At 73.9% G+C, this 22,458-nt stretch carries 25 protein-coding genes; 14 read left to right on the top strand and 11 right to left on the bottom strand.

Annotated elements, in window-relative coordinates; translation table 11 throughout:
- Nucleotides 1-182 precede the first annotated feature (182 nt).
- Nucleotides 183-1,052: a dihydropteroate synthase gene (folP, locus tag K304_RS0115420; protein WP_027764476.1), complete on the bottom strand. Its 870-nt coding sequence runs from the start codon at nucleotides 1,050-1,052 to the stop codon at nucleotides 183-185.
- 173 nt (nucleotides 1,053-1,225) lie between these two features.
- Here folP and K304_RS0115415 point away from each other — a divergent pair, with 173 nt between their 5' ends.
- Nucleotides 1,226-1,648 carry a DivIVA domain-containing protein gene (locus tag K304_RS0115415; protein ID WP_027764475.1) on the top strand — a complete coding sequence of 141 codons (423 nt, stop codon included), beginning with the start codon at nucleotides 1,226-1,228 and terminating at the stop codon, nucleotides 1,646-1,648.
- Nucleotides 1,638-2,228 carry a DNA-3-methyladenine glycosylase I gene (locus K304_RS0115410; protein WP_027764474.1) on the top strand — a complete coding sequence of 197 codons (591 nt, stop codon included), beginning with the start codon at nucleotides 1,638-1,640 and terminating at the stop codon, nucleotides 2,226-2,228. Before K304_RS0115415 ends, K304_RS0115410 begins: the two co-directional genes overlap by 11 nt.
- A 63-nt stretch (nucleotides 2,229-2,291) precedes the next feature.
- Here K304_RS0115410 and chcB read toward each other — a convergent pair whose 3' ends face one another.
- Nucleotides 2,292-3,080, bottom strand: a complete 789-nt coding sequence (gene chcB, locus K304_RS0115405) for a 2-cyclohexenylcarbonyl CoA isomerase (protein ID WP_027764473.1) — start codon at nucleotides 3,078-3,080, stop codon at nucleotides 2,292-2,294.
- Nucleotides 3,081-3,409: 329 nt separating this feature from the next.
- Between chcB and K304_RS32190 the strand changes: the two genes are divergently transcribed.
- Nucleotides 3,410-3,577 carry a DUF3117 domain-containing protein gene (locus tag K304_RS32190; RefSeq protein ID WP_106965600.1) on the top strand — a complete coding sequence of 56 codons (168 nt, stop codon included), beginning with the start codon at nucleotides 3,410-3,412 and terminating at the stop codon, nucleotides 3,575-3,577.
- 157 nt (nucleotides 3,578-3,734) lie between these two features.
- On the opposite strand, the gene K304_RS0115395 is transcribed toward K304_RS32190, so the two are convergent.
- Nucleotides 3,735-4,427, bottom strand: coding sequence for an O-methyltransferase (locus K304_RS0115395; protein ID WP_027764472.1), 693 nt, complete (start codon nucleotides 4,425-4,427; stop codon nucleotides 3,735-3,737).
- A 130-nt stretch (nucleotides 4,428-4,557) separates the two neighbouring features.
- On the opposite strand from K304_RS0115395, the gene sigE reads away from it, so the two are divergent.
- From sigE to K304_RS0115370, 5 genes are all read left to right on the top strand, one after another.
- Nucleotides 4,558-5,409: an RNA polymerase sigma factor SigE gene (gene sigE / locus K304_RS29275; RefSeq protein WP_486591683.1), complete on the top strand. Its 852-nt coding sequence runs from the start codon at nucleotides 4,558-4,560 to the stop codon at nucleotides 5,407-5,409.
- Nucleotides 5,406-6,293 (top strand): zf-HC2 domain-containing protein, encoded by an 888-nt coding sequence (locus tag K304_RS0115385; protein WP_027764471.1) that lies wholly within the window; start codon nucleotides 5,406-5,408, stop codon nucleotides 6,291-6,293. Before sigE ends, K304_RS0115385 begins: the two co-directional genes overlap by 4 nt.
- 233 nt (nucleotides 6,294-6,526) lie before the next feature.
- Nucleotides 6,527-8,143: a trypsin-like peptidase domain-containing protein gene (locus K304_RS0115380; RefSeq protein WP_027764470.1), complete on the top strand. Its 1,617-nt coding sequence runs from the start codon at nucleotides 6,527-6,529 to the stop codon at nucleotides 8,141-8,143.
- Nucleotides 8,144-8,318: 175 nt separating this feature from the next.
- Complete coding sequence (locus K304_RS0115375; protein ID WP_027764469.1) at nucleotides 8,319-8,801, top strand: sec-independent translocase; 483 nt, start codon at nucleotides 8,319-8,321, stop codon at nucleotides 8,799-8,801.
- A gap of 322 nt (nucleotides 8,802-9,123) precedes the next feature.
- Complete coding sequence (locus tag K304_RS0115370; protein WP_027764468.1) at nucleotides 9,124-9,816, top strand: hypothetical protein; 693 nt, start codon at nucleotides 9,124-9,126, stop codon at nucleotides 9,814-9,816.
- Between the two features lie 123 nt (nucleotides 9,817-9,939).
- Here the strand turns inward: K304_RS0115370 and K304_RS0115365 are convergent, their stop codons facing one another.
- The 3 genes from K304_RS0115365 to K304_RS29265 are packed head-to-tail and all read right to left on the bottom strand — an operon-like array spanning nucleotide 9,940 to nucleotide 13,210.
- Entirely contained in the window at nucleotides 9,940-11,100 is a 1,161-nt protein-coding gene (locus tag K304_RS0115365) for an Mrp/NBP35 family ATP-binding protein (RefSeq protein ID WP_027764467.1), read from the bottom strand.
- 45 nt (nucleotides 11,101-11,145) lie between these two features.
- Nucleotides 11,146-11,856 carry a DUF1003 domain-containing protein gene (locus K304_RS29270; RefSeq protein ID WP_078529170.1) on the bottom strand — a complete coding sequence of 237 codons (711 nt, stop codon included), beginning with the start codon at nucleotides 11,854-11,856 and terminating at the stop codon, nucleotides 11,146-11,148.
- Nucleotides 11,849-13,210: a magnesium transporter MgtE N-terminal domain-containing protein gene (locus K304_RS29265; protein WP_078529168.1), complete on the bottom strand. Its 1,362-nt coding sequence runs from the start codon at nucleotides 13,208-13,210 to the stop codon at nucleotides 11,849-11,851. Before K304_RS29265 ends, K304_RS29270 begins: the two co-directional genes overlap by 8 nt.
- Before the next feature lie 252 nt (nucleotides 13,211-13,462).
- Between K304_RS29265 and K304_RS0115350 the strand changes: the two genes are divergently transcribed.
- Nucleotides 13,463-14,230 (top strand): hypothetical protein, encoded by a 768-nt coding sequence (locus K304_RS0115350; RefSeq protein WP_027764466.1) that lies wholly within the window; start codon nucleotides 13,463-13,465, stop codon nucleotides 14,228-14,230.
- Between the two features lie 9 nt (nucleotides 14,231-14,239).
- Here the strand turns inward: K304_RS0115350 and K304_RS0115345 are convergent, their stop codons facing one another.
- From K304_RS0115345 to K304_RS0115335, 3 genes are all read right to left on the bottom strand, one after another.
- Nucleotides 14,240-15,112: a hypothetical protein gene (locus K304_RS0115345; protein WP_027764465.1), complete on the bottom strand. Its 873-nt coding sequence runs from the start codon at nucleotides 15,110-15,112 to the stop codon at nucleotides 14,240-14,242.
- Nucleotides 15,113-15,201: 89 nt separating this feature from the next.
- Nucleotides 15,202-15,633 (bottom strand): protein phosphatase, encoded by a 432-nt coding sequence (locus tag K304_RS0115340; protein ID WP_027764464.1) that lies wholly within the window; start codon nucleotides 15,631-15,633, stop codon nucleotides 15,202-15,204.
- An 87-nt stretch (nucleotides 15,634-15,720) separates the two neighbouring features.
- Complete coding sequence (locus K304_RS0115335; protein ID WP_027764463.1) at nucleotides 15,721-16,182, bottom strand: hypothetical protein; 462 nt, start codon at nucleotides 16,180-16,182, stop codon at nucleotides 15,721-15,723.
- A gap of 159 nt (nucleotides 16,183-16,341) precedes the next feature.
- Here K304_RS0115335 and K304_RS0115330 point away from each other — a divergent pair, with 159 nt between their 5' ends.
- On the top strand, nucleotides 16,342-16,806 hold the full coding sequence (locus K304_RS0115330) for a GNAT family N-acetyltransferase (RefSeq protein WP_037790583.1): 465 nt from the start codon (nucleotides 16,342-16,344) through the stop codon (nucleotides 16,804-16,806).
- A 22-nt stretch (nucleotides 16,807-16,828) separates the two neighbouring features.
- On the opposite strand, the gene K304_RS0115325 is transcribed toward K304_RS0115330, so the two are convergent.
- Nucleotides 16,829-17,392, bottom strand: coding sequence for a hypothetical protein (locus K304_RS0115325; RefSeq protein ID WP_037790580.1), 564 nt, complete (start codon nucleotides 17,390-17,392; stop codon nucleotides 16,829-16,831).
- A gap of 98 nt (nucleotides 17,393-17,490) precedes the next feature.
- Nucleotides 17,491-18,633 (bottom strand): magnesium and cobalt transport protein CorA, encoded by a 1,143-nt coding sequence (locus K304_RS0115320; RefSeq protein ID WP_027764460.1) that lies wholly within the window; start codon nucleotides 18,631-18,633, stop codon nucleotides 17,491-17,493.
- A gap of 552 nt (nucleotides 18,634-19,185) precedes the next feature.
- Between K304_RS0115320 and K304_RS0115315 the strand changes: the two genes are divergently transcribed.
- The 4 genes from K304_RS0115315 to K304_RS0115300 all read left to right on the top strand — a co-directional run bounded on the left by K304_RS0115315 (nucleotide 19,186) and on the right by K304_RS0115300 (nucleotide 22,414).
- A complete protein-coding gene (locus K304_RS0115315) occupies nucleotides 19,186-19,773 on the top strand; it encodes a suppressor of fused domain protein (protein ID WP_027764459.1) in 588 nt (195 codons plus the stop codon).
- Nucleotides 19,774-19,908: 135 nt separating this feature from the next.
- On the top strand, nucleotides 19,909-20,547 hold the full coding sequence (locus K304_RS0115310; RefSeq protein WP_027764458.1) for a DUF6758 family protein: 639 nt from the start codon (nucleotides 19,909-19,911) through the stop codon (nucleotides 20,545-20,547).
- 159 nt (nucleotides 20,548-20,706) lie between these two features.
- The gene (locus K304_RS0115305; protein WP_027764457.1) at nucleotides 20,707-21,552 is read left to right on the top strand and encodes a PHP domain-containing protein; all 846 of its coding nucleotides are present in this window, start codon (nucleotides 20,707-20,709) and stop codon (nucleotides 21,550-21,552) included.
- Nucleotides 21,553-21,805: 253 nt separating this feature from the next.
- Nucleotides 21,806-22,414 (top strand): MarC family protein, encoded by a 609-nt coding sequence (locus K304_RS0115300; RefSeq protein ID WP_027764456.1) that lies wholly within the window; start codon nucleotides 21,806-21,808, stop codon nucleotides 22,412-22,414.
- Nucleotides 22,415-22,458 lie beyond the last annotated feature (44 nt).

Below are 22,458 nucleotides of genomic sequence, written 5' to 3'. Positions count from 1 at the left end.
CCGGGGACCGGCCGTGCGACGGGAGTCCGAGTGGCCCCGCTGCGCGGAGCCGTGCGTAATCCCTCGCCGCGACGGCGCCGGCCCGCCGATCGCTCGGGCCGCCGGCCGGGAGGTGCGCAGGGGCGACGCCTCGCCGGAGCCCACGCCGTTCGCGCGGCGGGCACCGTGCGGCCGGGACGCCGTCAGGCGAGCCCGCGGCGGGCCACGGCGGGCGGGCGGTGGCCGGCGAGGGAGGCCACCATCTCCAGGACCTGCCGGGTCTCCGCCACCTCGTGCACCCGGTACATCTGCGCACCGAGCCACGCGGAGACCGCCGTCGTGGCCAGCGTCCCGGTCAGCCGTTCCTTCACCGGCCGGTCCAGCGTCTCCCCGACGAAGTCCTTGTTCGACAGGGACACCAGCACCGGCCAGCCCGTCCCGACCATCTCGCCGAGCCGCCGCGTGGCCTCCAGCGAGTGCCGGGTCGACTTCCCGAAGTCGTGCCCGGGGTCGATCAGGATGCCGTCCCGCCGCACTCCCAGCTCCACGGCGCGCTCCGCGAGACCGAGGGTCACGCGGAGGATGTCGGCCATCACTCCGCCGTCGCCGTCGTACGCCACCCGGTGCGGGCGGGTCCGCGGCCGCGCGCCGCCCGCGTGCGTGCAGACCAGGCCGGCGCCGTGCCGGGCGGCGACCTCCGCCAGTTGCGGATCGACACCGCCCCAGGCGTCGTTGAGCAGGTCGGCGCCCTCGGCGCACACGGCGTCGCCGACCTCGTGCCGCCAGGTGTCGACGCTGATCACCACGTCCGGGTGGCGCCGTCGCACCTCGGCCACGAAACCGGCGGTGCGCCGCACCTCCTCCTCGACGGTGACCTCGTCGCCGGGTCCGGCCTTCACCCCGCCGACGTCGATGACGGCGGCTCCCTCGGCCACCGCCTGCTCCACGCGGTCCAGGGCGGGGGCGTCGCGGAAGGTGGCGCCCTGGTCGTAGAACGAGTCGGGCGTGCGGTTCACGATCGCCATGATCACCGGCTCGTGTTCGCCGAACTCGCGTGTTCCCAGGCGCAGCATCCGCCATCCTCTCCTCTCGTCCCGGCCGAGCCGCGCACGTCCGCGTGCTCCGGCTCACCGCAGGTCACCGCTCGGGTACCCGCCGCCGAGGGTAGCTGTCGGCGCGGCGTGGGACGATCGTTGCCGATGGTCCGCGGAACGGCCGCGGAGCGACGAAGAAGAACCTCGGGGAGATGGCCGTGTTCTGGTTCCTGCTGATCTCGCTGGTCGTGGTGATCGCCGCGATCACGCTCGCCGTGGTGGGCAGCCTCGACGGGGACGGGCGTGGGGACGCGGTGCGCGGCGGGCTGGCCGATGCGCCGCCGGACCGCCTGCACGAACCGCTGCCGGCTTCCCGCGCGGTCGGCCGCGCCGACGTCGACGCGCTGCGCCTGCCCACCGCCGCCCGCGGTTACCGCATGCAGGACGTCGACGACGTGCTGGACCGGCTCGGCGCGGAGCTCGCCGAGCGGGACGCGCGCATCGCGGAGCTGGAGTCCGCGCTGGCGGGAGCGCAGGCCGTCGCCTCGGGGCACGGGGGGCTGTTCGACAAGGCACGCGAGGAGCACGAGGCCGCCGGCGGCCGGGGCGCGCAGGAGCACGGCGATGGCCGCTGACGGCGCGGCCCTGCCGGGCCAGGACGGCCGCCTGCGCTGCCCCTGGGGACTGTCCGCGGAGGATTACGTCGCCTACCACGACACCGAGTGGGGCCGTCCCGTACACGGCGACGACGCCCTCTTCGAACGGATCTGCCTCGAGGCCTTCCAGTCGGGGCTCTCCTGGCTGACGATTCTGCGCCGCCGCGAGGGCTTCCGTGCGGCGTTCGACGGATTCCGCATCGCGCGGGTCGCGGCCTTCACCGAGGAGGACGAGGCGCGGCTCCTCACGGACACCGGCATCATCCGCAACGGTGCCAAGATCCGGGCGACGACGGCCAACGCGAAGGTCCTCGCCGCGTGGGAGCCGGGCGAGCTGGACGCCCTGGTGTGGTCCTTCGCGCCGGATGCGGCGGGACGTCCGGCGCCGAAGGTGCACGGCGACGTGCCGGCCGTGACGGACGAGTCCACCGCGTTGTCCAAGGCGCTGAAAAAGCGCGGCCTGCGCTTCGTCGGCCCCACCACGGCGTACGCGCTGATGCAGGCCTGCGGTCTCGTGGACGACCACCTCGCCGACTGCGCCTTCCGCGGAACCGCCTGACCTGACGCGGGGCCGGGCTCCCGGCCCCGCGTCGGACGAGGGCCCCGGAAGCCCGGCGGGGGATCAGCGGCCGACGTACCGCGGCGTCTCCTTGGCGACGAACGCCTCCACCGCGATGGTGTGGTCCTCCGTCCCCCCGGAACGGATCTGCAGCTCCGCTTCCTTCTCCAGGGTCTCGGCGAGGGAGTGCTCCGCCCCGTACGCCAGCGACTCCTTGATCGCCGCGTACGCCGCCGTCGGCCCCTCGGCCAGCTTCCGTGCCACGGCCCGCGCCTCGTCGGCCAGTTCGGCCGCCGGCACCACCCGGTTGGCGAGGCCCAGTTCCAGGGCCTCCGGGGCCTTCACGGACCGTGGGAAGAGCAGCAGGTCCTGGGCGCGGCTGGGGCCCACCAGGCGGGGCAGCGTCCAGGACATCCCGGAGTCGGCGGTCAGGGCGATCCCGGCGAACGCGGTGTTGAACGCGGCCGTGTCCGCGACGATCCGGTAGTCGGCGGCGAATGCGAACCCCGCCCCCGCCCCCGCGGCGACGCCGTTCACGCCGGCGACGACCGGCTTGGGCATGGCCGCGAGGGTCAGCGTGATCGGGTTGTAGTGGTCGTGGACGGTGGTCAGGGCGTCGCCGCCCTTGTCGCGCAGGGCGCCGATGTGCTCCTTCAGGTCCTGTCCGACGCAGAACGCCCGCCCGTTGCCGGTCAGCAGCACCGCACGGACGCCCGGGTCGTCCGCTGCCCGCCGCAGGCCGTCCCGCAGGGCGTCCTTGGTGGCGGTGTCGAGCGCGTTCATCGCGTCGGGGCGGTTGAGGGTGACGGTGGCGAGTCCCTCGGTCACGTCGTACAGCACGGTGTCGGACATGGGCACAGCATCCCCCAGAGCACCCGGCTTCCGACAGGCGCAACGATGCCCGGCGGCTTCCGCGGAATGTGACGTGCGTCAAACTCGTACGGCCCGATGAACGGTAAAAGGCGGCGTCCCGGCGAACAGGGGGCGGAATTCCGGGCGACTGATCGCCGAATTGGGTGGTTTTGCGCAGGCGCGTTGCCGAAGGGTTGCCGACCGAAGTTGGTCATCGGGTCGTGCGATGCGGGATAATGGTGGAGAAGCAATGTGTTCGATGCCGGTGACACGTGCCTGTGCAGGGGCCGTCGGCTGACGATGAGCTGGTTTCAGGAAGGGGAACGAGCATGGCGGCCATGAAGCCGCGGACGGGCGACGGCCCGCTCGAGGTGACCAAGGAGGGGCGGGGCATCGTCATGCGCGTTCCGCTCGAAGGCGGCGGGCGACTCGTCGTCGAGCTGACCCCCGACGAGGCGGTAGCGCTTGGCGAAGAGCTGAAGAAGGTCTGCGGCTGACCCAGTCATCACCGTTCCGCCCCGGGAGCATCGCGCGCCGCGCGGCCCCGGGGCGGAGCCGTCTGTACGGCCCGAGGTTCCGGGTGCCGCCGTGGCATGCGGCGTGAGCCTGGGGGCTCGCGGCTCTCCTGCGCGCCGCCTGCCGTACGTCTGCCGTCTAGCGGCCGGAGGCCCGCTTCACCGCACACAGCAGCCCGTCGCCGACCGGCAGCAGCGACGGCAGCAGGTCCTCGCTCTCCCGCACCGTCCGCAGCAGTTCGCGCAGCCGCTCGACCTCGGGGCGCCGGTCGCCGGAGTCGACGGTGCTGCCGCCGGCGAAGACGCCCTCGAAGCAGAGCAGCCCGCCCGGCCGCAGCAGGCGCAGCGATTCGTCCAGGTAGTCCGGGTACTCCGACCGGGCCCCGTCGCAGAACACCAGGTCGTACCCGCCGTCCGCGAGACGGGGCAGCACGTCCAGGGCGTGGCCGGGGATGAAGCGCGCCCGGTTCCCGGCGAAGCCGGCGGTGCGGAACGCCTCCCGGGCGAACGTCTGCCGCTCCGGTTCGAGGTCGACGGTGGTGAGGACGCCGTCCGGCCGCATCCCGCGCAGCAGGTGGATGCCCGAGACTCCGGTCCCGGTCCCGATCTCGGCGACCGCCTTGGCGTCCACGGTGGCCGCCAGCAGCCGGAGCGCGGCCCCCGTGCCCTGTGAAACCGGGCGTACTCCGGCGTCGCGGGCGCGCTCGCGGGCCCAGTCCAGGGCTGCGCTCTCCGCGTTCTCGGCGAGCTCGGAGCCGTAGGCGTCGGCGAACGCCCAGCTCGTCTGCCGGTTGCCGGTAATGGCCCTCTCCTGTCCCCGTGGACGACGCAACGGTGACTGTATCCGTTGAGCCGGGAACCCGATGATGGGACCGGGCGTTGTGGGGAGAGGAAAGAGACCTGCGAAGCAGGACCGAAAGCCGGTCAATTCTGCTTATCCGGAGCTAACGGGCGAGGTGGCTATGGTTGGGGCTCCACTGGACACCACCAGAGCCGACAGGGGAGGTGCGGCTGCGCGCGGTGGCCTGGGAGTGCTGAGGCGCTTTCGTCGGCCGACGGGCGAGCCGAAATCCGTGACCGACACCGCTGACCGCGTCCACACCGCCGCCGACTCCGCCAAGACCGCCACCTTCGACACCGATGCGGATGCGCAGGCATGGACCCCTCCCTCCTGGGAGGAGATCGTCAGCACGCACAGCGCACGGGTCTACCGCCTGGCCTACCGCCTCACCGGCAACCAGCACGACGCCGAGGACCTCACCCAGGAGGTCTTCGTCCGCGTCTTCCGTTCCCTGTCGACGTACACGCCCGGCACCTTCGAGGGCTGGCTGCACCGCATCACCACCAACCTCTTCCTGGACACGGTGCGGCGGAAGCAGCGCATCCGGTTCGACGCCCTCGCCGACGACGCGGCGGAGCGGCTGCCGAGCCGCGAGCCCACCCCGCAGCAGCACTTCAACGACACGCACTTCGACGCCGACGTGCAGCAGGCGCTGGACACCCTGGCCCCGGAGTTCCGGGCCGCGGTGGTCCTCTGCGACATCGAGGGGCTGAGCTACGAGGAGATCGCCGCGACGCTGGGCGTGAAGCTGGGCACCGTGCGCAGCCGCATCCACCGCGGACGCTCGCACCTGCGCAAGGCGCTCAAGCACCGTTCGCCGGCCGCGCGTTCGGAGCAGCAGGCCGGGCAGCCGCAGGAGCAGCCGGGCGATGCGACGGAATCCGGGCCGTGGGTGCCGGAGCCGCAGACCGTGTCGACGACCGCCGTGGCGGTGCCGGCGGGTGGTGCGGCCGAGGGGGTCGGTCACGGGTGAACTCCGCCGACAACGGGCTCACGCCGGTCGAGCAGCATCTCGGGGACCGGCTCGCCGCACTGATCGACGGCGAGCTGGGCCACGATGCGCGGGAACGCGTCCTCTCGCACCTGGCGACGTGCTGGAGTTGCAAGACCGAGGCGGAAGCACAGCGCAGGCTGAAGAGCGTCTTCGCGGACACCGCGCCCCCGCCGCCGTCCGACGGTCTGCTGGCCCGTCTCCAGGGCCTCCCGGCAGGCGGCGCCGGCGGAATGCCCGGCGGTTCCGGGCCGGGCGGCCTGCCCCGTGGCGACGCCCCCCTGACCGCGTCGGCCGACGGCTTCGGCGGGGGCCGCTCGCCCCTGCTCTTCGCCCCGCTGCCGGGCGGGTCAGGGCCCAGCGTGCTCGCTCCCGCCCACGGCGCCCGCTCGCACCGGGACCACGACCTCGACCGTTCCGCCTCGCGGGGCCGGCGGTTCGCGTTCGCCGCGGCCGGCGCGTTCTCCATGGCGGCGCTCGCCCTGAGCGGCACGGTCGGCGGCGCCACGCTCAGCGGTGCCACCCAGGCCCCCGGCGAACGGGGCACGGCCTCGACCGCCAACCAGGCGCGGCCCGCCGCGACCACGGCCGCCGCAGCAGGCGAGTCGCGCCGGCGCACGGCCACCGCGCTGAGCGCGGAGCGCGGTGCCCGCAGCCTGGCCGCCACGCCCATGCGGGCGCCGATCGCCCTGGTCGCCGCCTCGCACAGCCGTGCCCCGCTGGCCGGATACTCCGTCTTCACGCCGTCGCTGACGCGTGCCGCGCTGCCGCCCCGGGTGGTGCCGGAAGCGCCGCCGACCGGAGCGAACGCCGAGCCGGCGCCCGCCCCCGCCCCCGCGCTCCCCATGGCCGGCCCCCGGCCGTAGTCCTCCCGGGCGAACCGGCGGATCCGTGGCCTCTCCCGTGACCGGCCCGGCAGACGCGTGCGGCGCGCGGCGGTGCTCGCCCGAGCCATCCGCCCGGGCGGGCCTCCTGCGTCACGGCCGTGAGCGGCAGAACGCCCTCAGGCGCCACTCCGGTGGTGCGGGGCGGCCGCTGCGGGGAAGGAATGCGCGGGGCCGGGAGGACTTCCGTGCGTCCGGCTGGTTGAATCCTCCGCATGACCGAGGGGAAGCCGACCGCCCGCACGCCCCGGTGGTGGAGCCGCCCGGCTCCGCCCGCCGCCGGGGCACCCGCCGCGCCGTCGCCCGTCCGGGCCGGCCCCGGCGATCCCGGTCCCGGGACCGGGCCGGGCACGCAGCCTCCGCAGGCCGACCCGGTGCCGGCCCCACCCCCGTCGGCCCGCGCGGACGCCACAGCCCCCGCCCAGCCGCCGGCCGCCGCGCGTCCGCTGCACGCCCCGGACCCGTACAGCACCCCGCCGTACGGCGGCCCCGGGCCCTGGGCGCCCGCACCGCCGGTGCAGCGCCCTCAGCCCACTCCCGCGCACGGCGTCCACCTCCCTCCGGCGGTCGTCGGACCGCCTGCGCACGGCGACGCGCAGCCGCCCCCGACCGCGCCCCCGACCGCGCCCGCGGTCCGGGTCCTGCGGTACGACCCGTGGGCGGCGCCACTCGCCCCGCCCCCGGCGTCCCCGGCCGCGCCACCCCGGCGACGGCGCGGCCGGGCCGGTGTCCTGGTCGGCGCGCTGCTCCTCGCCCTGGTCGCCGGCGTCTGCGGTGGTGTGGTCGGCACGTACGCCGAACGGAACGGCAGATTCAGCACCGTCCGGCTCCCGCAGGCGTCCGCCGAGCAGAGCAACCGCCGGGCCGAGGGCAGCGTCGCGGCGATCGCGCAGGCCGTGCTGCCCGGCGTGGTGACCATCCACGTCAGCGGGCCGGGCGGTCAGGGCACCGGCACGGGCTTTGTGCTGGACGACCGGGGCCACATCCTCACCAATCACCACGTCGTCCGGCCCGCCGGGGACGGCGGCGCGTCGGGCGAGGTGCAGGTCCGCTTCCACAGCGGCCAGACCGCCGACGCGGAGGTGGTCGGCAGCGACGCCGGGTACGACCTGGCCGTGCTCCGCGTGGACGGCGTGTCCGGCCTGCACCCGCTGCCGCTCGGCAACTCCGACTCCGTCCGGGTCGGCGACCCGGTCATCGCCGTCGGCGCGCCCTACGACCTGGCGGGCACCGTCACCACGGGCATCATCAGCGCCAAGGAGCGCCCGGTGACCGCCGGCGGCGAGACGGAGAGCGGCGACGTGAGCTACGTGAACGCGCTGCAGACCGACGCCTCCATCAACCCCGGCAACTCGGGCGGCCCGCTCGTCGACGCCGAGGGCCGGGTGATCGGCATCAACAGCGCCATCCGGTCCGCGGACGAGAGCCCCTACGGCATGCCCGGCGACACCGGGGGCGGCAGCATCGGGCTGGGCTTCGCCATCCCGGTCAACCAGGCCCGGCGGGTCGCCGAGGAACTGATCAACACCGGCCGCGCCACCCATCCCGTGATCGGGGTCTCGCTCGACCTGGCCCACCGCGGAGACGGCGCACGGGTTGCCGCGGACGACGACGGCGATCCGTCGGTGGTCCCCGGCGGTCCCGCCGACGAGGCGGGCATCCGGGCCGGAGACGTGGTGACGCGGGTCGACGGCGCACCCGTGGAGGACGCGGAGGAACTGATCGTGCGCATCCGCAGCCACCGCCCCGGCGACCGTCTCTCCCTCACCGTGGAACGGGACGGGGAGGAGCGCGTCGTACGGCTGACCCTCGGCTCGTCCGCGGGCGGCTGACCCGCCCGGCCGGCGGGGCGGCGGGAAGGCCGCAGCACCTGCGCCCGGGGCGTCCACAGGGCCGCCAGCCTGCGGTACCGTGACGTCGGGGGCCGGGCGGTCACGCACCCGTCCCGGTCACACACCGGCAGGGCCACGCAGACGACGGTCGCCGACGACGCTTGAGGGAGTGAAGGTGTTCTTCGACATAGGAACCTTCGAGCTGATCGCGCTGATCGTCCTCGCCGTCTTCGTCTTCGGTCCGGAGAAGCTGCCCAAGCTGATCCAGGACGTGGCCGGGTTCGTCCGGAAGGTGCGGGCGTTCTCCGACAACGCCAAGGAGGACATCCGCAGCGAGCTGGGCCCGGAGTTCAAGGACTTCGAGTTCGAGGACCTCAACCCGAAGAACTTCGCCCGCAAGCACCTGCTGGACAACGACGACCTGGGCATCAAGGAGATCCGCAACGGCTTCGACCTGCGCAAGGACCTCGCCGAGGTCACCGACGCGGTCAACAGCCGGGACGACGACTCCGGCACGGTCCCCGTCAGCGCCTCCCCGAACGGCTCCACGGCGTCCGCCGCCGAGGAGCCGGGCAGCGTGCGGCTCGACAAGGACGGCGGGAAGGCGACGCGTACGGCGGCGGACGACGCGCCGCCGTACGACGCCGACGCCACCTGAGACCGCCCCTCGCGCCGCCTCCGGCCCGCCCTCGTCCGGCGGTCGCCGTACTCCGTCCCGGTGCTTCGGCGACCACCCCTCCCGCCGGTCACTCGCGTGACCTCCGTCACCCCCGCCACTCGCGTCACCCTGGGGCGATAGCAGTTACTCCGCACGTCCGCGGGGATTTCCGCGTCGGCGCGCGAAGCATTCGGGGGGCGCGTAACGTCAGGCATGCCCGACACGGCCGTTCCGGGTGGCTATCCTCCCTGTGTCCGTGGTCGGGCGTCCCGGGCCTCTGAGCCGGGCCGACCGAGGAAGCCAACGAGGAGGCGTCGCGCACATGGAGACGACGAGTCGGGTGGAACCGCAGGCAGTGCCCGGCGGTACGCCGGCCGGCGAAGAAGCGCCCGCCGCACAGGACGCGCCCGGAGCGAGACGGGGGGTCGACGGATACCTGACGGCCGACTTCCCCTGGTACGGCCTCGACGAGGCGTTCACGGGCGCCCGCTGGCTGATGCGGGTCGGCACGGCCGCCGACGGCACCGTCGAGCACGGCTCGACCGGCCACGGCGAAGTGCCGTCCTGGAAGGGGGACCAGGGCCTGGAGGTCCAGCGGTTCGCCGTGGTGGTGACCGTCGCGGGGCGTCCGGTGCGCCACAGCGGCGACGGCACCGGCGTGCTGGACGCGACCTCGGTGTCGACCGCCGCCTGGCTTGCCGGCTCGGGGCTGCTGTCCTGCACCTGGCCGACCGAGATGGAGCGGGCGCTGCGGCAGGACTGGCTCGACCAGCAGACCGCCCTCTCCTGGGAGCTCGCCGACGACCTGGGCGGTTCCGGCTGGTCCCGGCTCACCCTCCCGGTGGACGGGGTGCCGACCGAGTTCCACTACCGCGAGTCCGAGTACGGCTGGGTGCTCGCCGGGCCCGCCCAGGAGGGCGTGCACATCGGCGCCTACGGGCGCGGCATGAGCGCGTACGGCCTCGGCTTCTCCGTGGTGAAGGACATCGCGGGCTACGCGCCGCCCGCCGACTGAGCCGGCGGACCGGACGGGCGTCCCCGCGACCCCTGCCGGACGTCCCCGCAGCGCGCGACGGCGAAGGGCCGCACCCTCGGGGTGCGGCCCTTCGCCGTGTTGCGGCGTGCCCGCCCGGGGGCGTCAGAACTTGTTGCTCGGCGTCAGCCCCAGCGACATGCCGGACAGCCCGCGCTCGCGTCCGCCGATCTTGCCCGCCACCGCGCGGATCGCCGCGCCGGCCGGCGACTCGGGGTCGGTCAGCACCACGGGCCTGCCCTCGTCGCCGCCCTCGCGCAGCCGGACGTCGATCGGGATGGAACCGAGCACCGGCACCTGGGCGCCGGTCGTCCTGGTCAGTCCGTCTGCCACCCGCTGGCCGCCGCCGGTGCCGAACACGTCCACCATCTCGTCGCAGTGCGGGCAGGGCAGACCGGACATGTTCTCGATCACACCGACGATCTTCTGGTGCGTCTGCACCGCGATCGACCCGGCCCGCTCGGCCACCTCGGCGGCCGCCTGCTGCGGCGTCGTCACCACCAGGATCTCCGCGTTCGGGATCAGCTGGGCGACGGAGATCGCGATGTCGCCGGTACCCGGCGGCAGGTCCAGCAGCAGCACGTCCAGGTCGCCCCAGTACACGTCCGCGAGGAACTGCTGCAGCGCGCGGTGCAGCATCGGGCCGCGCCACACGACCGGCGCGTTCCCCGGGGTGAACATGCCGATGGAGATGACCTTCACGCCGTTCGCCGACGGCGGCATGATCATGTCCTCGACCTGGGTGGGACGGGCGTCGTCCGTGCCCAGCATGCGCGGCACCGAGTGGCCGTAGATGTCCGCGTCCACGACGCCGACCTTCAGCCCGTCCGCCGCCATCGCCGCGGCGAGGTTGACCGTGACGGAGGACTTGCCGACGCCGCCCTTGCCGGACGCCACGCAGTACACGCGGGTCAGCGACCCCGGCTGCGCGAAGGGCACCTCCCGCTCGGCCTTGCCGCCGCGCAGCGAGTCGCGCAGCTCACGGCGCTGCTCGTCGCTCATCACGTCCAGCTCCACGCTGACGCCGGAGACGCCCGGCACCTTCTGCACGGCCTCGGTGACGTTCGCCGTGATCGTGTCGCGCATCGGGCAGCCCGAGACCGTGAGGTAGACGCCGACCGCGACCGAGCCGTCCGGTGCGACGTCGACGGATTTGACCATCCCCAGGTCGGTGATCGGCCGGTGGATCTCCGGGTCGTTCACCGTCGCCAGTGCGGCGCGCACCGCGTCCTCGGTGGGAGTGGTCTCGTACGGTTCGGTAGCCATGGGGAAATGGTAAGGGGACGGGACCGCCGTCCCGAAGGGGAGCCGTCAGCGGTCTTGGTCACCCCTGTGGCGCCGCGGGCCGCGCTGCGCGCCGGGCTCCGTGTCCGTCCGGCGGTCGCGGCCGTGCGGTTCGCGCCCGTCCCCTTCGCGGCCCCGCCCCGCCCGGCGATGCTCACCCGGGTGCTCGTAGCCGTGACCGTCGTGCGGCGGGGCGTCGGGCGCCGGGCCGTGACCGTTCGTGTGCTGCAGCTCCTTGACCACGTCCTGGAGCTCGGAGCGGATCCAGTCGCGGGTCGCCACCTCGCCCAGCCCCAGCCGCAGCGACGCGACCTCCCGGGACAGGAACTCCGTGTCGGCGATGCTGCGGTCGTTGCGCTTCCGGTCCTGCTCCAGGTTCACCCGGTCCCGGTCGTCCTGCCGGTTCTGCGCCAGCAGGATCAGCGGCGCGGCGTACGACGCCTGGAGCGACAGCGCCAGCGTCAGCAGGATGAACGGGTACTCGTCGAACCGCACGGCCGGCGGCATCACCACGTTCCACCCGATCCAGAGGATCACCACCGCCGTCATCCAGACGATGAAGCGGCCGGTGCCCAGGAAGCGGGCGATCTTCTCCGACAGGCGCCCGAAGGCGTCCGGGTCGTACTCCGGCAGCAGGCTGCGCCGCGGCACCCGCGGCTGGTCCAGCCGTACCCGGGTGCCCGTGCCGGCCGCGGCGGCGCCCGCGCGGGAGGGGCGCTGCTCGTCGCGCTCAGCCATCGAAGGCCCTTCGTACGTCCTCGCGCAGCTCCTCGGTGGTCGCGGCGCCGCCGGTGTCGGTCGCGGGCCCCGGCGCGCCGTCCCCCGACAGGTCGGGCAGGGCCGCCGCCGGGGACTCGCGCCAGTCCGACGGCAGCAGGTGGTCCAGGACGTCGTCGACCGTCACGGCTCCCAGCAGGTGCTCGCCGTCGTCGACGACGGGCGCCGCGACGATGTTGTACGTCGCCAGGTAGCTGGTCAGCGCCGGAAGCCGGGTGTCGGGCGGCAGCGGCCGCAGGTCGCTGTCCACGATCGACCCCACCAGCGTGAACGGCGGGTCGCGCAGCAGCCGCTGGAAGTGCACCACGCCCAGGTACTTCCCGGTCGGCGTCTCGTCCGGCGGCCGCACCACGTACACCTGCGCGGCCAGCGGCGCCGACAGGTCCGCGTTCCGCACCCGGGCCAGGGCCTCCGCGACCGTCGCGTCCGGCCGCAGGATGATCGGCTCGGTGGTCATCATGCCGCCGGCCGTGTCCTCCTCGTACGTGAGCAACCGCCGCACGGGTGCCGCGTCCTGCGGCCGCATCAGAGTGAGGAGACGTTCCTGCTCCTCCTCCGGCAGCTCCGACAGCAGGTCGGCCGCGTCGTCCGGGTCCATCGCCTCCAGCACGTCCGCGGCGCGCTCGTCCTTCAGCTTGCCCAGGATCTCCACCTGGTCGTCCTCGGGCAGCTCCTCCAGCACGTCCGCCAGCCGGTCGTCGTCCAGCGCCGCCGCCACCTCGGCACGCCGCTTCGGCGACAGGTGGTGCAGCACGTTCGCCAGGTCCGGTGCCCGCAGTTGCTCGAAGGTGGCCAGCAGGTTCGCGGCGCCCTGGCCGGACTCCTCCAGCGCGAAGCCCGTCACCGCCGACCACTCCACGGTCAGCGTCTCCCCCCGGCGCCGCAGGGTCGCGGACCGGCCACCCCGGCCCCGGCGCACGAACACCTTGTCGATCTGCCAGTCGCGGCGGGCCGGGAGCTGCGCGATGCCGACGTCCAGCACCGTGGCCTCCTCGCCGGACTCCACCAGCGTCACCCGCCGGTCCAGCAGTTCACCCAGTACCAGCGTCTCGGTGGGGCGCTGCTCGAACCGGCGCATGTTCAGCACGCCGGTGGTGATCACCTGGCCCGACTCGACGCCCGTCACCCGTGTCATCGGCAGGAACACCCGACGCCGGCTCACGACCTCCACGACCAGCCCCAGAACTCCGGGCGCCCGCCCGCCGGGCCGCAGCTGGGTCACCACGTCGCGGACGCGGCCCACGCGGTCGCCGTTCGGGTCGAAGACCGAGACGCCGGACAGGTGCGAGACGAAGACCCGGGAGGAACCTGCCATCGGACGTGCTCCCTTCCTCCCGGCCCGGTCGCGCCGCCGGGGCGCGGCGGGCGGGGCCGAGGGCTGAACGAGGGCGTTCCACCCCCTCGTGGCGTCCCGCGACCCGGCGTTTCGTCCGCTTCAGACTAACGTGCCCCCACCCGCCCCCGCCCCGCGACGTGGCAGGTGGCGGCTGCCTCATCATGGCCCCACACCTGCCGGGTAAGGTGCGGCCCTGTCCCCTCTCCCCACCTTCCTCCGGAGGAAGCCCCAGTGACGCGACGGGTCCGCACTCGACGGAGTGCCGCGCTGACGGCGGCCATCTGCGTGGGACTCACCGTGTCCCTCACCGCCTGCGGTGACGACCCGGACAAGGGCACCAACGGCGTCCAGGAGCTGCCGCCCGCGAAGATCGAGAAGAAGGCCCGCACCGCGGTCGAGGGCGCCGAGTCCGTCCGCCTCTCCGGCACCATCGTGGCCAAGGGCGACACCTACCGCCTGGAGATGCGGCTCAAGGACACCGGCGCCGTGGGCGAGGTCGCCACCAAGGGCGGCGAGACCTTCTCCCTCCTGCGCGTCGAGGAGGACCTCTACCTCAAGGCCGGCGCCGCCTTCTGGGTCGACCAGGAGAAGGGCGACAAGGGCGAACCCTCCGAGGCCGACCTCGCCGCGGCGCAGAAGCTCGAGGGCAAGTACGTCAAGGTCCCCGACGGCGACGCGGCGTACGACCAGCTCAGCGGCTTCACACGGATGGACGTCCTGCTGGAGGGCCTGCTCGTGCTCGACGGCGAACGCACCACCGGGGACCGGCTGGAGGTCGCCGGCACCCGCGCCGTCCAGGTCCTCGCCGGTGACGGCTCCGGCGGCTCCATAGCCGTCTCCCTGGAGGGCACGCCCTACCCCCTCCGCCTCAAACGCGCCGGCGGCGCGGGAACCGTCGAACTCGACGAGTGGAACCAGGGCTTCGCCATACACGCACCCAAGGACGGCAACGTCGTCGACTACGGCAAGAAGATCTCCGCCTCCACCGACGACGCCTGACCGGCCGGTTCAGTCTTCGCCGAAGATCTCGTCGGCCGTGGTGGCGGTGACGGCGCGGCGGAGCCAGGTGCCGAGGAGGTCGAGATCGTGGCACTCGGTGATGCGGCGGCGGGCCTCGTCGGGGACGTCGACGGAGCGCTCGTCGAGCAGGAGCAGAACGTCCTGGGCCCGGCCCTCCGCCCGGCCTTCGGCGCGGAGGCGTTGGGAGGTCTCGGAGCGGAAGAAGGAAAGGTCGACGGCCATCAGGTTCCTCCAGGTCTGGGCTGCCGGGGCGTTGCCCAGGCCGAGTTCGGTGAGTTCGGCGAAGACGCTCGCGGTGTCGTCGTCGAGCGTCTTCATGGCGGAGGCCAGCGCTTCCAGTATGTCAGCGACCTCCGGGTCGCGGGCGTGCGTGACGGCGGAGAGGGTGGCGAGGGGGATGTCCCGGGCGGCGCGGGCGGGGTCGGTGATCACGGGCACGTTGTGGGGCCCGAGGACCAGGGGGCGGAGTGTCAGCGCGCTCCACTGGGGTGGCCCGATGTGGACCGGGGCGCTCGCCCAGGTCGCGGTCCGCTGGTCCTGACAGACCACGAGGAGGACCGGCGGGATGCCGTACTTCGCGTAGAGGTGAGCGAGATAGTACGCCCAGCTGGACGCCTTTCCCGGGTCTCTCCGGCCCTGTGCCTCGACGGCCAGCAGGAAGCTCGGCCCGGCGTCCGTGTCGAACCGCAGGAGGGTGTCCACGCGGCGCTCCAGGGGGCGCGTCTCCGTGAGGTCCGTGGGCAGCAGGGCCGCGGTGACGGGCTCGTCGAACGGGATGCCGAGGGCCCGGAAGGTACGCGCGAACACGCCGGGGTCCTCCTGGAAGATCCGGTGCATCGCCTCGTGGGAAGAGCTGACCATGTGTCAGATGCTGGGTCCGCTCACCGTCCCGCATCACCCGAACAGCCCGCGGTTCACGCGAACAGGTGAACGGGAGTGCCGCAGGAACGTCACGGCTGGAAGCGCCGGACGTAGCTGCGCTGCCAGGGGGTCTCCACCGCGCGGGGGTGGTAGTGGCGCCGGACGTAGGCGACGGCGTCGGCGGCGGGGACGCCGTCGAGGACGGCGAGGCAGGCGAGGGCGGTGCCGGTACGGCCGCGGCCGCCTGCGCAGGCGACCTCGACGCGTTCGCGGGCGGCGCGCGTCCACGCTTCGGCGAGCAGGACGCGGGCGAGGTCGCGGTCCGCCGGGAGGCGGAAGTCCGGCCAGCGCAGCCACCGGGATTCCCAGGGGGTCGGCGGTGGCTGCGTGCCGAGAAGGTGGAGCGCGAAGTCCGGTGCCGGGCCGTCGGGCAGCGGCGCGCGGAGGCCGCGCCCGCGGACGAGGCGTCCGGAGGGGAGGGGGACGACGCCGGCGGCGCCGGGTTCCCAGGTGCCGGTCACCCTCGCACCCTAACGACGGGTGAGGACGCACAGCGGCCCGCCCCGGGAGAGGGCGGGCCGCTCGCAGGGCGGGGGAGGACCCCGGCGTCAGAGGGAGCAGACGGCGTAGACCGTGAGCGGGAGGCCGTGGAGCTTCTCGTCCGGGCGGTCCGGCTCGTTCTGCTTCTTCTCGGCCTTCTTCGCGGCCTTGCCCTGCTGGCCCTGCTTGCCCTTCTGGGGCTTCCCCCCGGGCGCGTCCGACTTCCCGCCGTTCTTCTCCGGGGGCTCGACCTCGCCGAGGGCGCGGCCCTCCCAGCCGAGGCCGTCCTGAGTGGGGCGGGAGTAGAGGGTGGCGACCTCGTCCTTGTGGTCGACGGCGACGCCTCCGCCGGTGGCCCGGTACCCGAGCGGGCAGCGAACGGTCACGTCGCCGTACCCGCTCTCGTGCACGACCTTGGTCGGGCCGTTCATCGGGAGCGGGACCGTGTGGGCCGTCGCGGCGGGGGCGGCGCCGAGGGTGAGGGCGGCGGCGAGTGCGGCGGTGGGGAGCAGACGGGTCGTCAGGCGCATGGTGTGCCCTGTCCTTTCGGAGTGTGCGGGGGGGGGAGACGGGAGGCTGTGTCCCCCGTCGCGGGAGCGCCACCACCCGCCTCGTGCAGAGATCACCGGGTCGGCCCGCGCCCGTACGCCGCACGATGCCGGGCCGATCACCCCGGATAGGGTCGCGCCATGACCTCGCTGCGGCTGGAGCGCCTCACCCCTCAGAACGTGGAGGCCGCCATGGAGCTGAAGGTGCGGCCCGAGCAGGAGACGTACGTCGACCCGGTCGCGCATTCGCTGGCCGAGGCGTACGTGTGGCCCGGCGTCGCCTGGCCCCGGCTGGTCTTCGACGGCGAGGAACCGGTCGCGTTCCTGATGGCCTTCCTCGACATCCGTTTCACGGAGAGGGACCCGGAAGGCGTGCTCCGCAGCGGCCTGTGGCGGCTGAACGTCGCCGCCGCGAGCCAGGGGCGGGGAGTCGGCCGGTTCGCCGTGGAGACGGTGTGCGCGGAGATCCGGCGACGGGGCGGCACGCAGGCTTACGTGACGTGGAAGCCGGGCGCCGGCGGGCCGGAGGCGTTCTATCTCAGGCTCGGCTTCCGGCCCACGGGGGAGACCAGTGGCGGCGAGACGGTGGGCGTGCTGGAGCTGTGACCGGCGCTCCCGTGCGGTGTTTCTAGCGGCGTTTCCCGCGGCGGCCGCGCAGCAGCAGTTTCGGCAGGCCGGCCGGGGCGGGCCGCCGGGTGGTGGCCGGGCTGGGCAGCGGAGGGGCGGCCTGCGCGGTGTCCGGCATGCGGTCCGGTGCCTGGACGGGGTCGCCGGCCGGTTCCAGCCGGAGCACCCGGCAGTCGCGGGACCACCGCTCGAGCAGCGTGCCGGAGTCGGGGGCGTTGAGGCGCTTGCCCTTCAACTCCTCGGTCGCCGCCTGCCATGCCTCCGTGCCCGGGCGGAGTTCCACGACGCGGGCGGGCCACGCGACGAGGCGACCGCCCTTGTCCTTGCTGCGGGCGGTGACGGTGGCGGTTCCGCCGTCGGTGAGGCCGAGGCCGGCCAGGGGCTGTTCGGTCCTGCCGGGGTCCGCGTCCGGGCCGGGGGTGTCCGAGCCGCGCCCCACGAGGCAGACCGCACCCTCGTGCCACACGTGCCACAGCGCGCGGGCGGGGCCCTGCGGTCCGCGCACCCACAGCAGGGCGGACTTCTTGGCGGTCTCCTCGATGAGGGCCTGGTCGAGGGCGGTCATGCTCCGCAGCGTACGCGACCCGCTGTGCTGCCGGGTGGACGCGTACGCACCCGCGTACGTCCGCGTACGTTCCCCCGCGCCCCGCGCCCCGTACGCCGCTACAGCCAGCCGTTGCGCTTGAAGCCGCGGTGGATGGCGATGCAGATGCCGACCGTGACGAGGAGCACCGTCGGGTAGGACCCCCTCCACTGGAGCTCCGGCATGTACTCGAAGTTCATGCCGTAGATGCCGGCGATCATCGTCGGGACGGCGAAGATCGCCGCCCACGAGGTGATCTTCCGCATGTCCTCGTTCTGCGCGACGGTCGCCTGTGCGAGGTTGGCCTGGAGAATGGAGTTGAGCAGGTCGTCGAAGCCGAGCACCTGCTCGTTGACGCGGGCGAGGTGGTCGGCGACGTCGCGGAAGTACTTCTGCACCTCGGCGTCGACCAGCCGCATCGGGCGCTCGCTGAGCTGCTGCATCGGACGCATCAGCGGCGACACGGCGCGCTTGAACTCCAGTACTTCGCGCTTGAGCTGGTAGATGCGCCCGGCGTCGCCGCCGCGCCGGCGGCTCTGCGTGGACCCGTCGTCCGCGCCGCCCCCGCCGCCGCTGCTCTCGGAGAAGACGGCGATCTCGACCTCGTCGATGTCGTCCTGCACGGCGTCGGCGACGGCGAGATAGCCGTCGACGGTCTGGTCGGCGATGGCGTGCAGCACCGAGGAGGGGCCCTTGGCGAGCAGTTCGGGGTCCTCCTGCATGCGGTGCCGCAGGGCGCGCAGTGAGCCCTGGCCGCCGTGCCGGACGGTGATGATGTAGTCCCGGCCGGTGAAGCACATCACCTCACCGGTCTCCACGACCTCGCTGGTGGCGGTGAGTTGGGTGTGCTCGACGTAGTGGATGGTCTTGAAGACGGTGAACAGCGAGTCGTCGTAGCGCTCGAGCTTGGGGCGCTGGTGTGCGTGGACGGCGTCCTCGACGGCCAGCGGGTGGAGTCCGTACTCCTCGGCGATGCCGGAGAACTCCTCCTCGGTCGGCTCGTGCAGGCCGATCCACACGAAGTCGCCCGGTTCCCCGGAGCGCGCGGCGCGCAGCGCCTCGTCCGGCTCGAGACGGTTGGTGATGCGGTGGCCGTCGCGGTAGACGGCGCAGTCGACGACGGCGGTGGACCGGCCGCGGGTGGTGTCGTAGCTGTAGCTCTGGCGGTCGCCCCGGCGGAGTGCGGGGCGGACGGCGGCGCGCAGGTCACGGATCATGGACATGCTGGGCTCCTCACGGGTGCCGTGCCGTCTCGTCGGCGGCGGGCGCAGCGCTACCCGGAATGGGGACCTACGGTGGCCGACGCCCCGTCGGATGCGGGAGCGTGCGGCGGGCGGAGGTCCGCAAAGCGGGTACCGCGCGGGCGCCGTGTGCGGACGTAAGGGTACGGCGGAAGCGGGCGGTCGGGGGGCTGTGTTCCGTCGCTCTTCCGCGTGTGCGCTCCGGCGGCGACCGGGAGCGGCCCGGAGTCCGGGTGGGCCGGTCCGGCCGGATGTCGGGCCGGTCCGGGGGTTTTCACCGCGCCGCGGTGGGGGATACCGGGCCTCAGGCGTGGGAACGCGGGTGCCGTGCGGAAGAACGGTTGGTACTGCACGGTCGACTCGGATCCATGAAGTCCCACCTCCTCCGGCCGGTCCCCCGTAGGGGATGTACGAACCTGCCCGGTGCTGCAGCGGCAGCTTTGACCAGCGGTCAACGGTAACACCCGCAGGGTGATCCGCCGCCCCCGGCGGGCCGGACACCGGCGGGTTTCCGCCGCGCCTATGCTCGCGCGCATGGTGGACGTCTCTCAACTCGTCGAGGCCCGGCTGCGCACCGCGCTGGGCGAGCCGGACGCGCGGGCGGCGGTGACCTTCCTGGGCACCGAACGCATCGAGGTGCTGCGCTTCCTCGACGGGGACGTGGTGCGCTACGCCACGCTGGGGATGTCCGCCGCGCCGATGACGGACCCGGCGGCCGCGCTGGCCGACCCCGAACGTGGGCCGCGCGCAGAGCTGCTGCTGTCCGTGCGCGCGGGTGCGGCCGACACCGACAAGGTGCTGCGACCGCTGGCCGTGCTGGCCGCCTCGCCGCAGGTGGAGGGGGTCGTGGTGGCGCCCGGCGCGTCGCTGGACGTCGGCGAACCGCTGTGGCCGCGGGCGCCGTTCACCTCCGTACTGGTGGCGGAGGGCGGCGGTCTGGTTCCGGATCTGGAGCTGGACCCGCCGCTGGACCCGGTGCGGTTCCTGCCGCTGCTGCCGATGACGCCGCACGAGGCGGCCTGGAAGCGGGTGCGGGGCGCCGACGCTCTGGAGGAACGCTGGCTGGCGCACGGCACGGACCTCCGCGACCCGCTGCGGGCCGGCGTGCCGCTGGAGCCGTGACGTCGCTTCGGTCCCGCGGCATCGGACACGGCACGCAGAACGTTTAGCCGGTCTCACAAATTCAGCCTGCATGCACTTTCCCGACCGGGTGATCGTCCTTGACGGCGTGCCGGGAGGGGAGGACCGTGGTGGGTCATGAGGGGCGAACCCAGTTGCCCGAAATGCGGTGGCCGGGTGCGGGCGCCCGGTCTCTTCGCCGACACCTGGCAGTGCGGGATGCACGGAGCGGTGCACCCGCTGCAGCCCGTGGTGCCGCCCAGCGTCGAAGCGCTCTCCGTCGTCGTCGGCCGCGCCGAGGTGCCGGTGTGGATGCCCTGGCCGCTGCCCGTCGGATGGCTCTTCACGGGGGTCGCCGGGGCGGGGGACGACCGCAGCGGTGGACGGGCCACCGTCGTCGCCTGCTCCGGTCCGGGGCCCCTCGGCGGGCCCGGTGAGCTGCTGCTGATCGCGGAGGAACTCGGTGTCGGCCTCGGCGCGCGGTACGCCGGTATCGACGGGCCCGACCCCGGCCCGTACCTCCAGGTGGAGAAGCCTCCGGACGGCAAGGTGCTCGCGGCGGGCCGCCCCACCCCGCTCTGGTTGCTGCACGGCACTCCGTCCGACCGCGCCGTCTTCGCCGGTGAGGCGCGCGGGCTGTGGCTGTGGGCCGTCGTCTGGCCGGAGCAGTCCGGCCTGCTCCTCTACGACGAACTCGTCCTCACCGACCTGCGCGACGCCGGTGCGGAGGTCGACCTGCTGCCGATCGGGGCGCTCTCGCCGCGTCTCGTCGGCTGAGCGGCCGGGTGCCCGGCGCGGTGCCCGCCGGTGCGGGGGCGTGCCCGCCGGTGCCGGTGTGTGCCCGCCGGTGCCGGGCCGCGCCGTCCGGCCGTGGGGCGCGCTGCCGGTAGAGTGAGGGCGCCCGCCGTCCGCCGTCCGTAGTTGGAGCACCCCGCCGTGCGCATCGACCTGCACACCCACTCCGCCGCGTCGGACGGCACCGACGCGCCCGCCGAGCTGGTGCGCAACGCCGCCGCGGCCGGTCTGGACGTCGTCGCGCTGACCGACCACGACACGGTCGCCGGATACGAGGAGGCGCTGGCCGCGGTGCCCGCCGGTCTCACGGTGGTCACCGGCATCGAGCTGTCCTGCCGTCTGGACGGCATCCCGCTGCACATGCTCGGCTACCTGTTCGACCCGGAGGAGCCGGAGCTGGCCCGCGAACGCGAGCTCGTGCGCGACGACCGGGTGCCGCGGGCCCGGGCGATGGTCGGCAAGCTGCGCGAGCTGGGCGTCCCCGTCACCTGGGAGCGGGTGGCCGAGATCGCCGGTGACGGCGCCGTGGGCCGGCCGCACATCGCCAGCGCCATGGTCGAGCTCGGCGTCGTGGAGACCGTGACCGACGCGTTCACCTCCGAGTGGATCGCCAACGACGGCCGCGCGTACGTCGACAAGCACGAGCTGAACCCGTTCGACGCCGTCCGGCTGATCAAGAACGCCGGCGGTGTCGCCGTCTTCGCCCATCCGCTCGCCGTCAAGCGCGGCGAGGTGCTGCCCGAGTCCGCCGTCGCGGAGCTCGCCGGCGCCGGCCTCGACGGCCTGGAGGCGGACCACATGGACCACGAACCGGCCACCCGCACCCGCCTGCACGGCATGGCTGCGGACCTCGGCCTGCTCGCCACCGGTTCCAGCGACTACCACGGCGCCCGCAAGACCTGCGTGCTCGGCGAGCACACCACCGATCCGGATGTGTACGCCGAGATCGCCGCCCGCGCGTCAGGCGCGAAGCCCGTCACCGGCTGACGTACGGTCCCCCGCCGCGCCCGGCCGCCCCCTACGGGCGGCGCGGCGCCCGCGCACCCGCCCGCCCGGGTCTGCTCCGCCCACGCGTCCGCCCCTGCTGCGTCGCCCCGCGTGGGGCCCCAAGCATGCAGCCCCACGCCCGCGTCGCGTCCCGGCCGCGCGCACGCACGAGGCGCGCGCGGCAGGCGCCGTGCGCCCGTGTGCGCCCGCCCCCTCACCCCGTCCACCCTCCCCACCCCGGCAAGGCCCTCTCGTGTTCGACGTCGCTCTCTTCGGATCCGTCTTTCTCACCCTTTTCGTGATCATGGACCCGCCGGGGATCACCCCGGTGTTCCTCGGTCTCACCTCCGGGCGTCCCGCCAAGGTGCAGCGCCGGATGGCGCTCCAGGCCACGGCCGTCGCGTTCGGTGTGATCACCGTCTTCGGCATCTGCGGCCGGCAGATCCTCGACTACCTGCACGTCTCGGTGCCGGCCCTGATGGTCGCGGGGGGACTCCTGCTGCTGCTGGTCGCGCTGGACCTGCTCACCGGCAAGGCGGACGAGCCCTCGCAGACCAAGGACGTCAACGCGGCCCTGGTCCCGCTCGGCATGCCGCTGCTTGCGGGGCCGGGAGCCATCGTGTCGGTGATCCTCGCCGTGCAGCGCGCCGACGGCTGGGGCGGCCACCTCGCGGTGTGGAGCGCGATCGTCGCCATGCACCTCGTGCTGTGGCTGGTGATGCGCTACTCGCTGCTGGTCATCCGCGTCATCAAGGACGGCGGTGTGGTGCTGGTGACCCGGCTCTCCGGGATGCTGCTGTCCGCCATCGCCGTTCAGCAGATCGCCAACGGCGTCACGCGGTTCGTCTCCGGCAACGGCTGACCCGGCCCGCGTCCCCGACCGTGAGGCCGGGGGGACGCGCGCCG

It is taken from the genome of Streptomyces sp. CNS606, from assembly GCF_000426325.1.
Note: the sequence above shows the minus strand (reverse complement) of the source record. Positions and strands in the feature narration are given on the sequence as shown.

Bases quoted from the DNA above. Each gene is read 5' to 3' on its own strand.
- K304_RS0115310 (WP_027764458.1), top strand. From the start codon at position 19,909: ATGAGGGGCGAACCCAGTTGCCCGAAATGCGGTGGCCGGGTGCGGGCG.
- K304_RS0115365 (WP_027764467.1), bottom strand. From the start codon at position 11,100: ATGGCTACCGAACCGTACGAGACCACTCCCACCGAGGACGCGGTGCGC.
- K304_RS0115410 (WP_027764474.1), top strand. From the start codon at position 1,638: ATGGCCGCTGACGGCGCGGCCCTGCCGGGCCAGGACGGCCGCCTGCGC.
- K304_RS0115325 (WP_037790580.1), bottom strand. From the start codon at position 17,392: ATGACCGCCCTCGACCAGGCCCTCATCGAGGAGACCGCCAAGAAGTCC.
- K304_RS0115330 (WP_037790583.1), top strand. From the start codon at position 16,342: ATGACCTCGCTGCGGCTGGAGCGCCTCACCCCTCAGAACGTGGAGGCC.
- K304_RS32190 (WP_106965600.1), top strand. From the start codon at position 3,410: ATGGCGGCCATGAAGCCGCGGACGGGCGACGGCCCGCTCGAGGTGACC.
- K304_RS0115345 (WP_027764465.1), bottom strand. From the start codon at position 15,112: ATGGTCAGCTCTTCCCACGAGGCGATGCACCGGATCTTCCAGGAGGAC.
- K304_RS0115380 (WP_027764470.1), top strand. From the start codon at position 6,527: ATGACCGAGGGGAAGCCGACCGCCCGCACGCCCCGGTGGTGGAGCCGC.
- K304_RS0115335 (WP_027764463.1), bottom strand. From the start codon at position 16,182: ATGCGCCTGACGACCCGTCTGCTCCCCACCGCCGCACTCGCCGCCGCC.
- folP (WP_027764476.1), bottom strand. From the start codon at position 1,052: ATGCTGCGCCTGGGAACACGCGAGTTCGGCGAACACGAGCCGGTGATC.
- K304_RS29270 (WP_078529170.1), bottom strand. From the start codon at position 11,856: ATGGCTGAGCGCGACGAGCAGCGCCCCTCCCGCGCGGGCGCCGCCGCG.
- sigE (WP_486591683.1), top strand. From the start codon at position 4,558: ATGGTTGGGGCTCCACTGGACACCACCAGAGCCGACAGGGGAGGTGCG.
- K304_RS0115415 (WP_027764475.1), top strand. From the start codon at position 1,226: ATGGCCGTGTTCTGGTTCCTGCTGATCTCGCTGGTCGTGGTGATCGCC.
- K304_RS29265 (WP_078529168.1), bottom strand. From the start codon at position 13,210: ATGGCAGGTTCCTCCCGGGTCTTCGTCTCGCACCTGTCCGGCGTCTCG.
- chcB (WP_027764473.1), bottom strand. From the start codon at position 3,080: ATGTCCGACACCGTGCTGTACGACGTGACCGAGGGACTCGCCACCGTC.
- K304_RS0115320 (WP_027764460.1), bottom strand. From the start codon at position 18,633: ATGTCCATGATCCGTGACCTGCGCGCCGCCGTCCGCCCCGCACTCCGC.
- K304_RS0115370 (WP_027764468.1), top strand. From the start codon at position 9,124: ATGGAGACGACGAGTCGGGTGGAACCGCAGGCAGTGCCCGGCGGTACG.
- K304_RS0115315 (WP_027764459.1), top strand. From the start codon at position 19,186: ATGGTGGACGTCTCTCAACTCGTCGAGGCCCGGCTGCGCACCGCGCTG.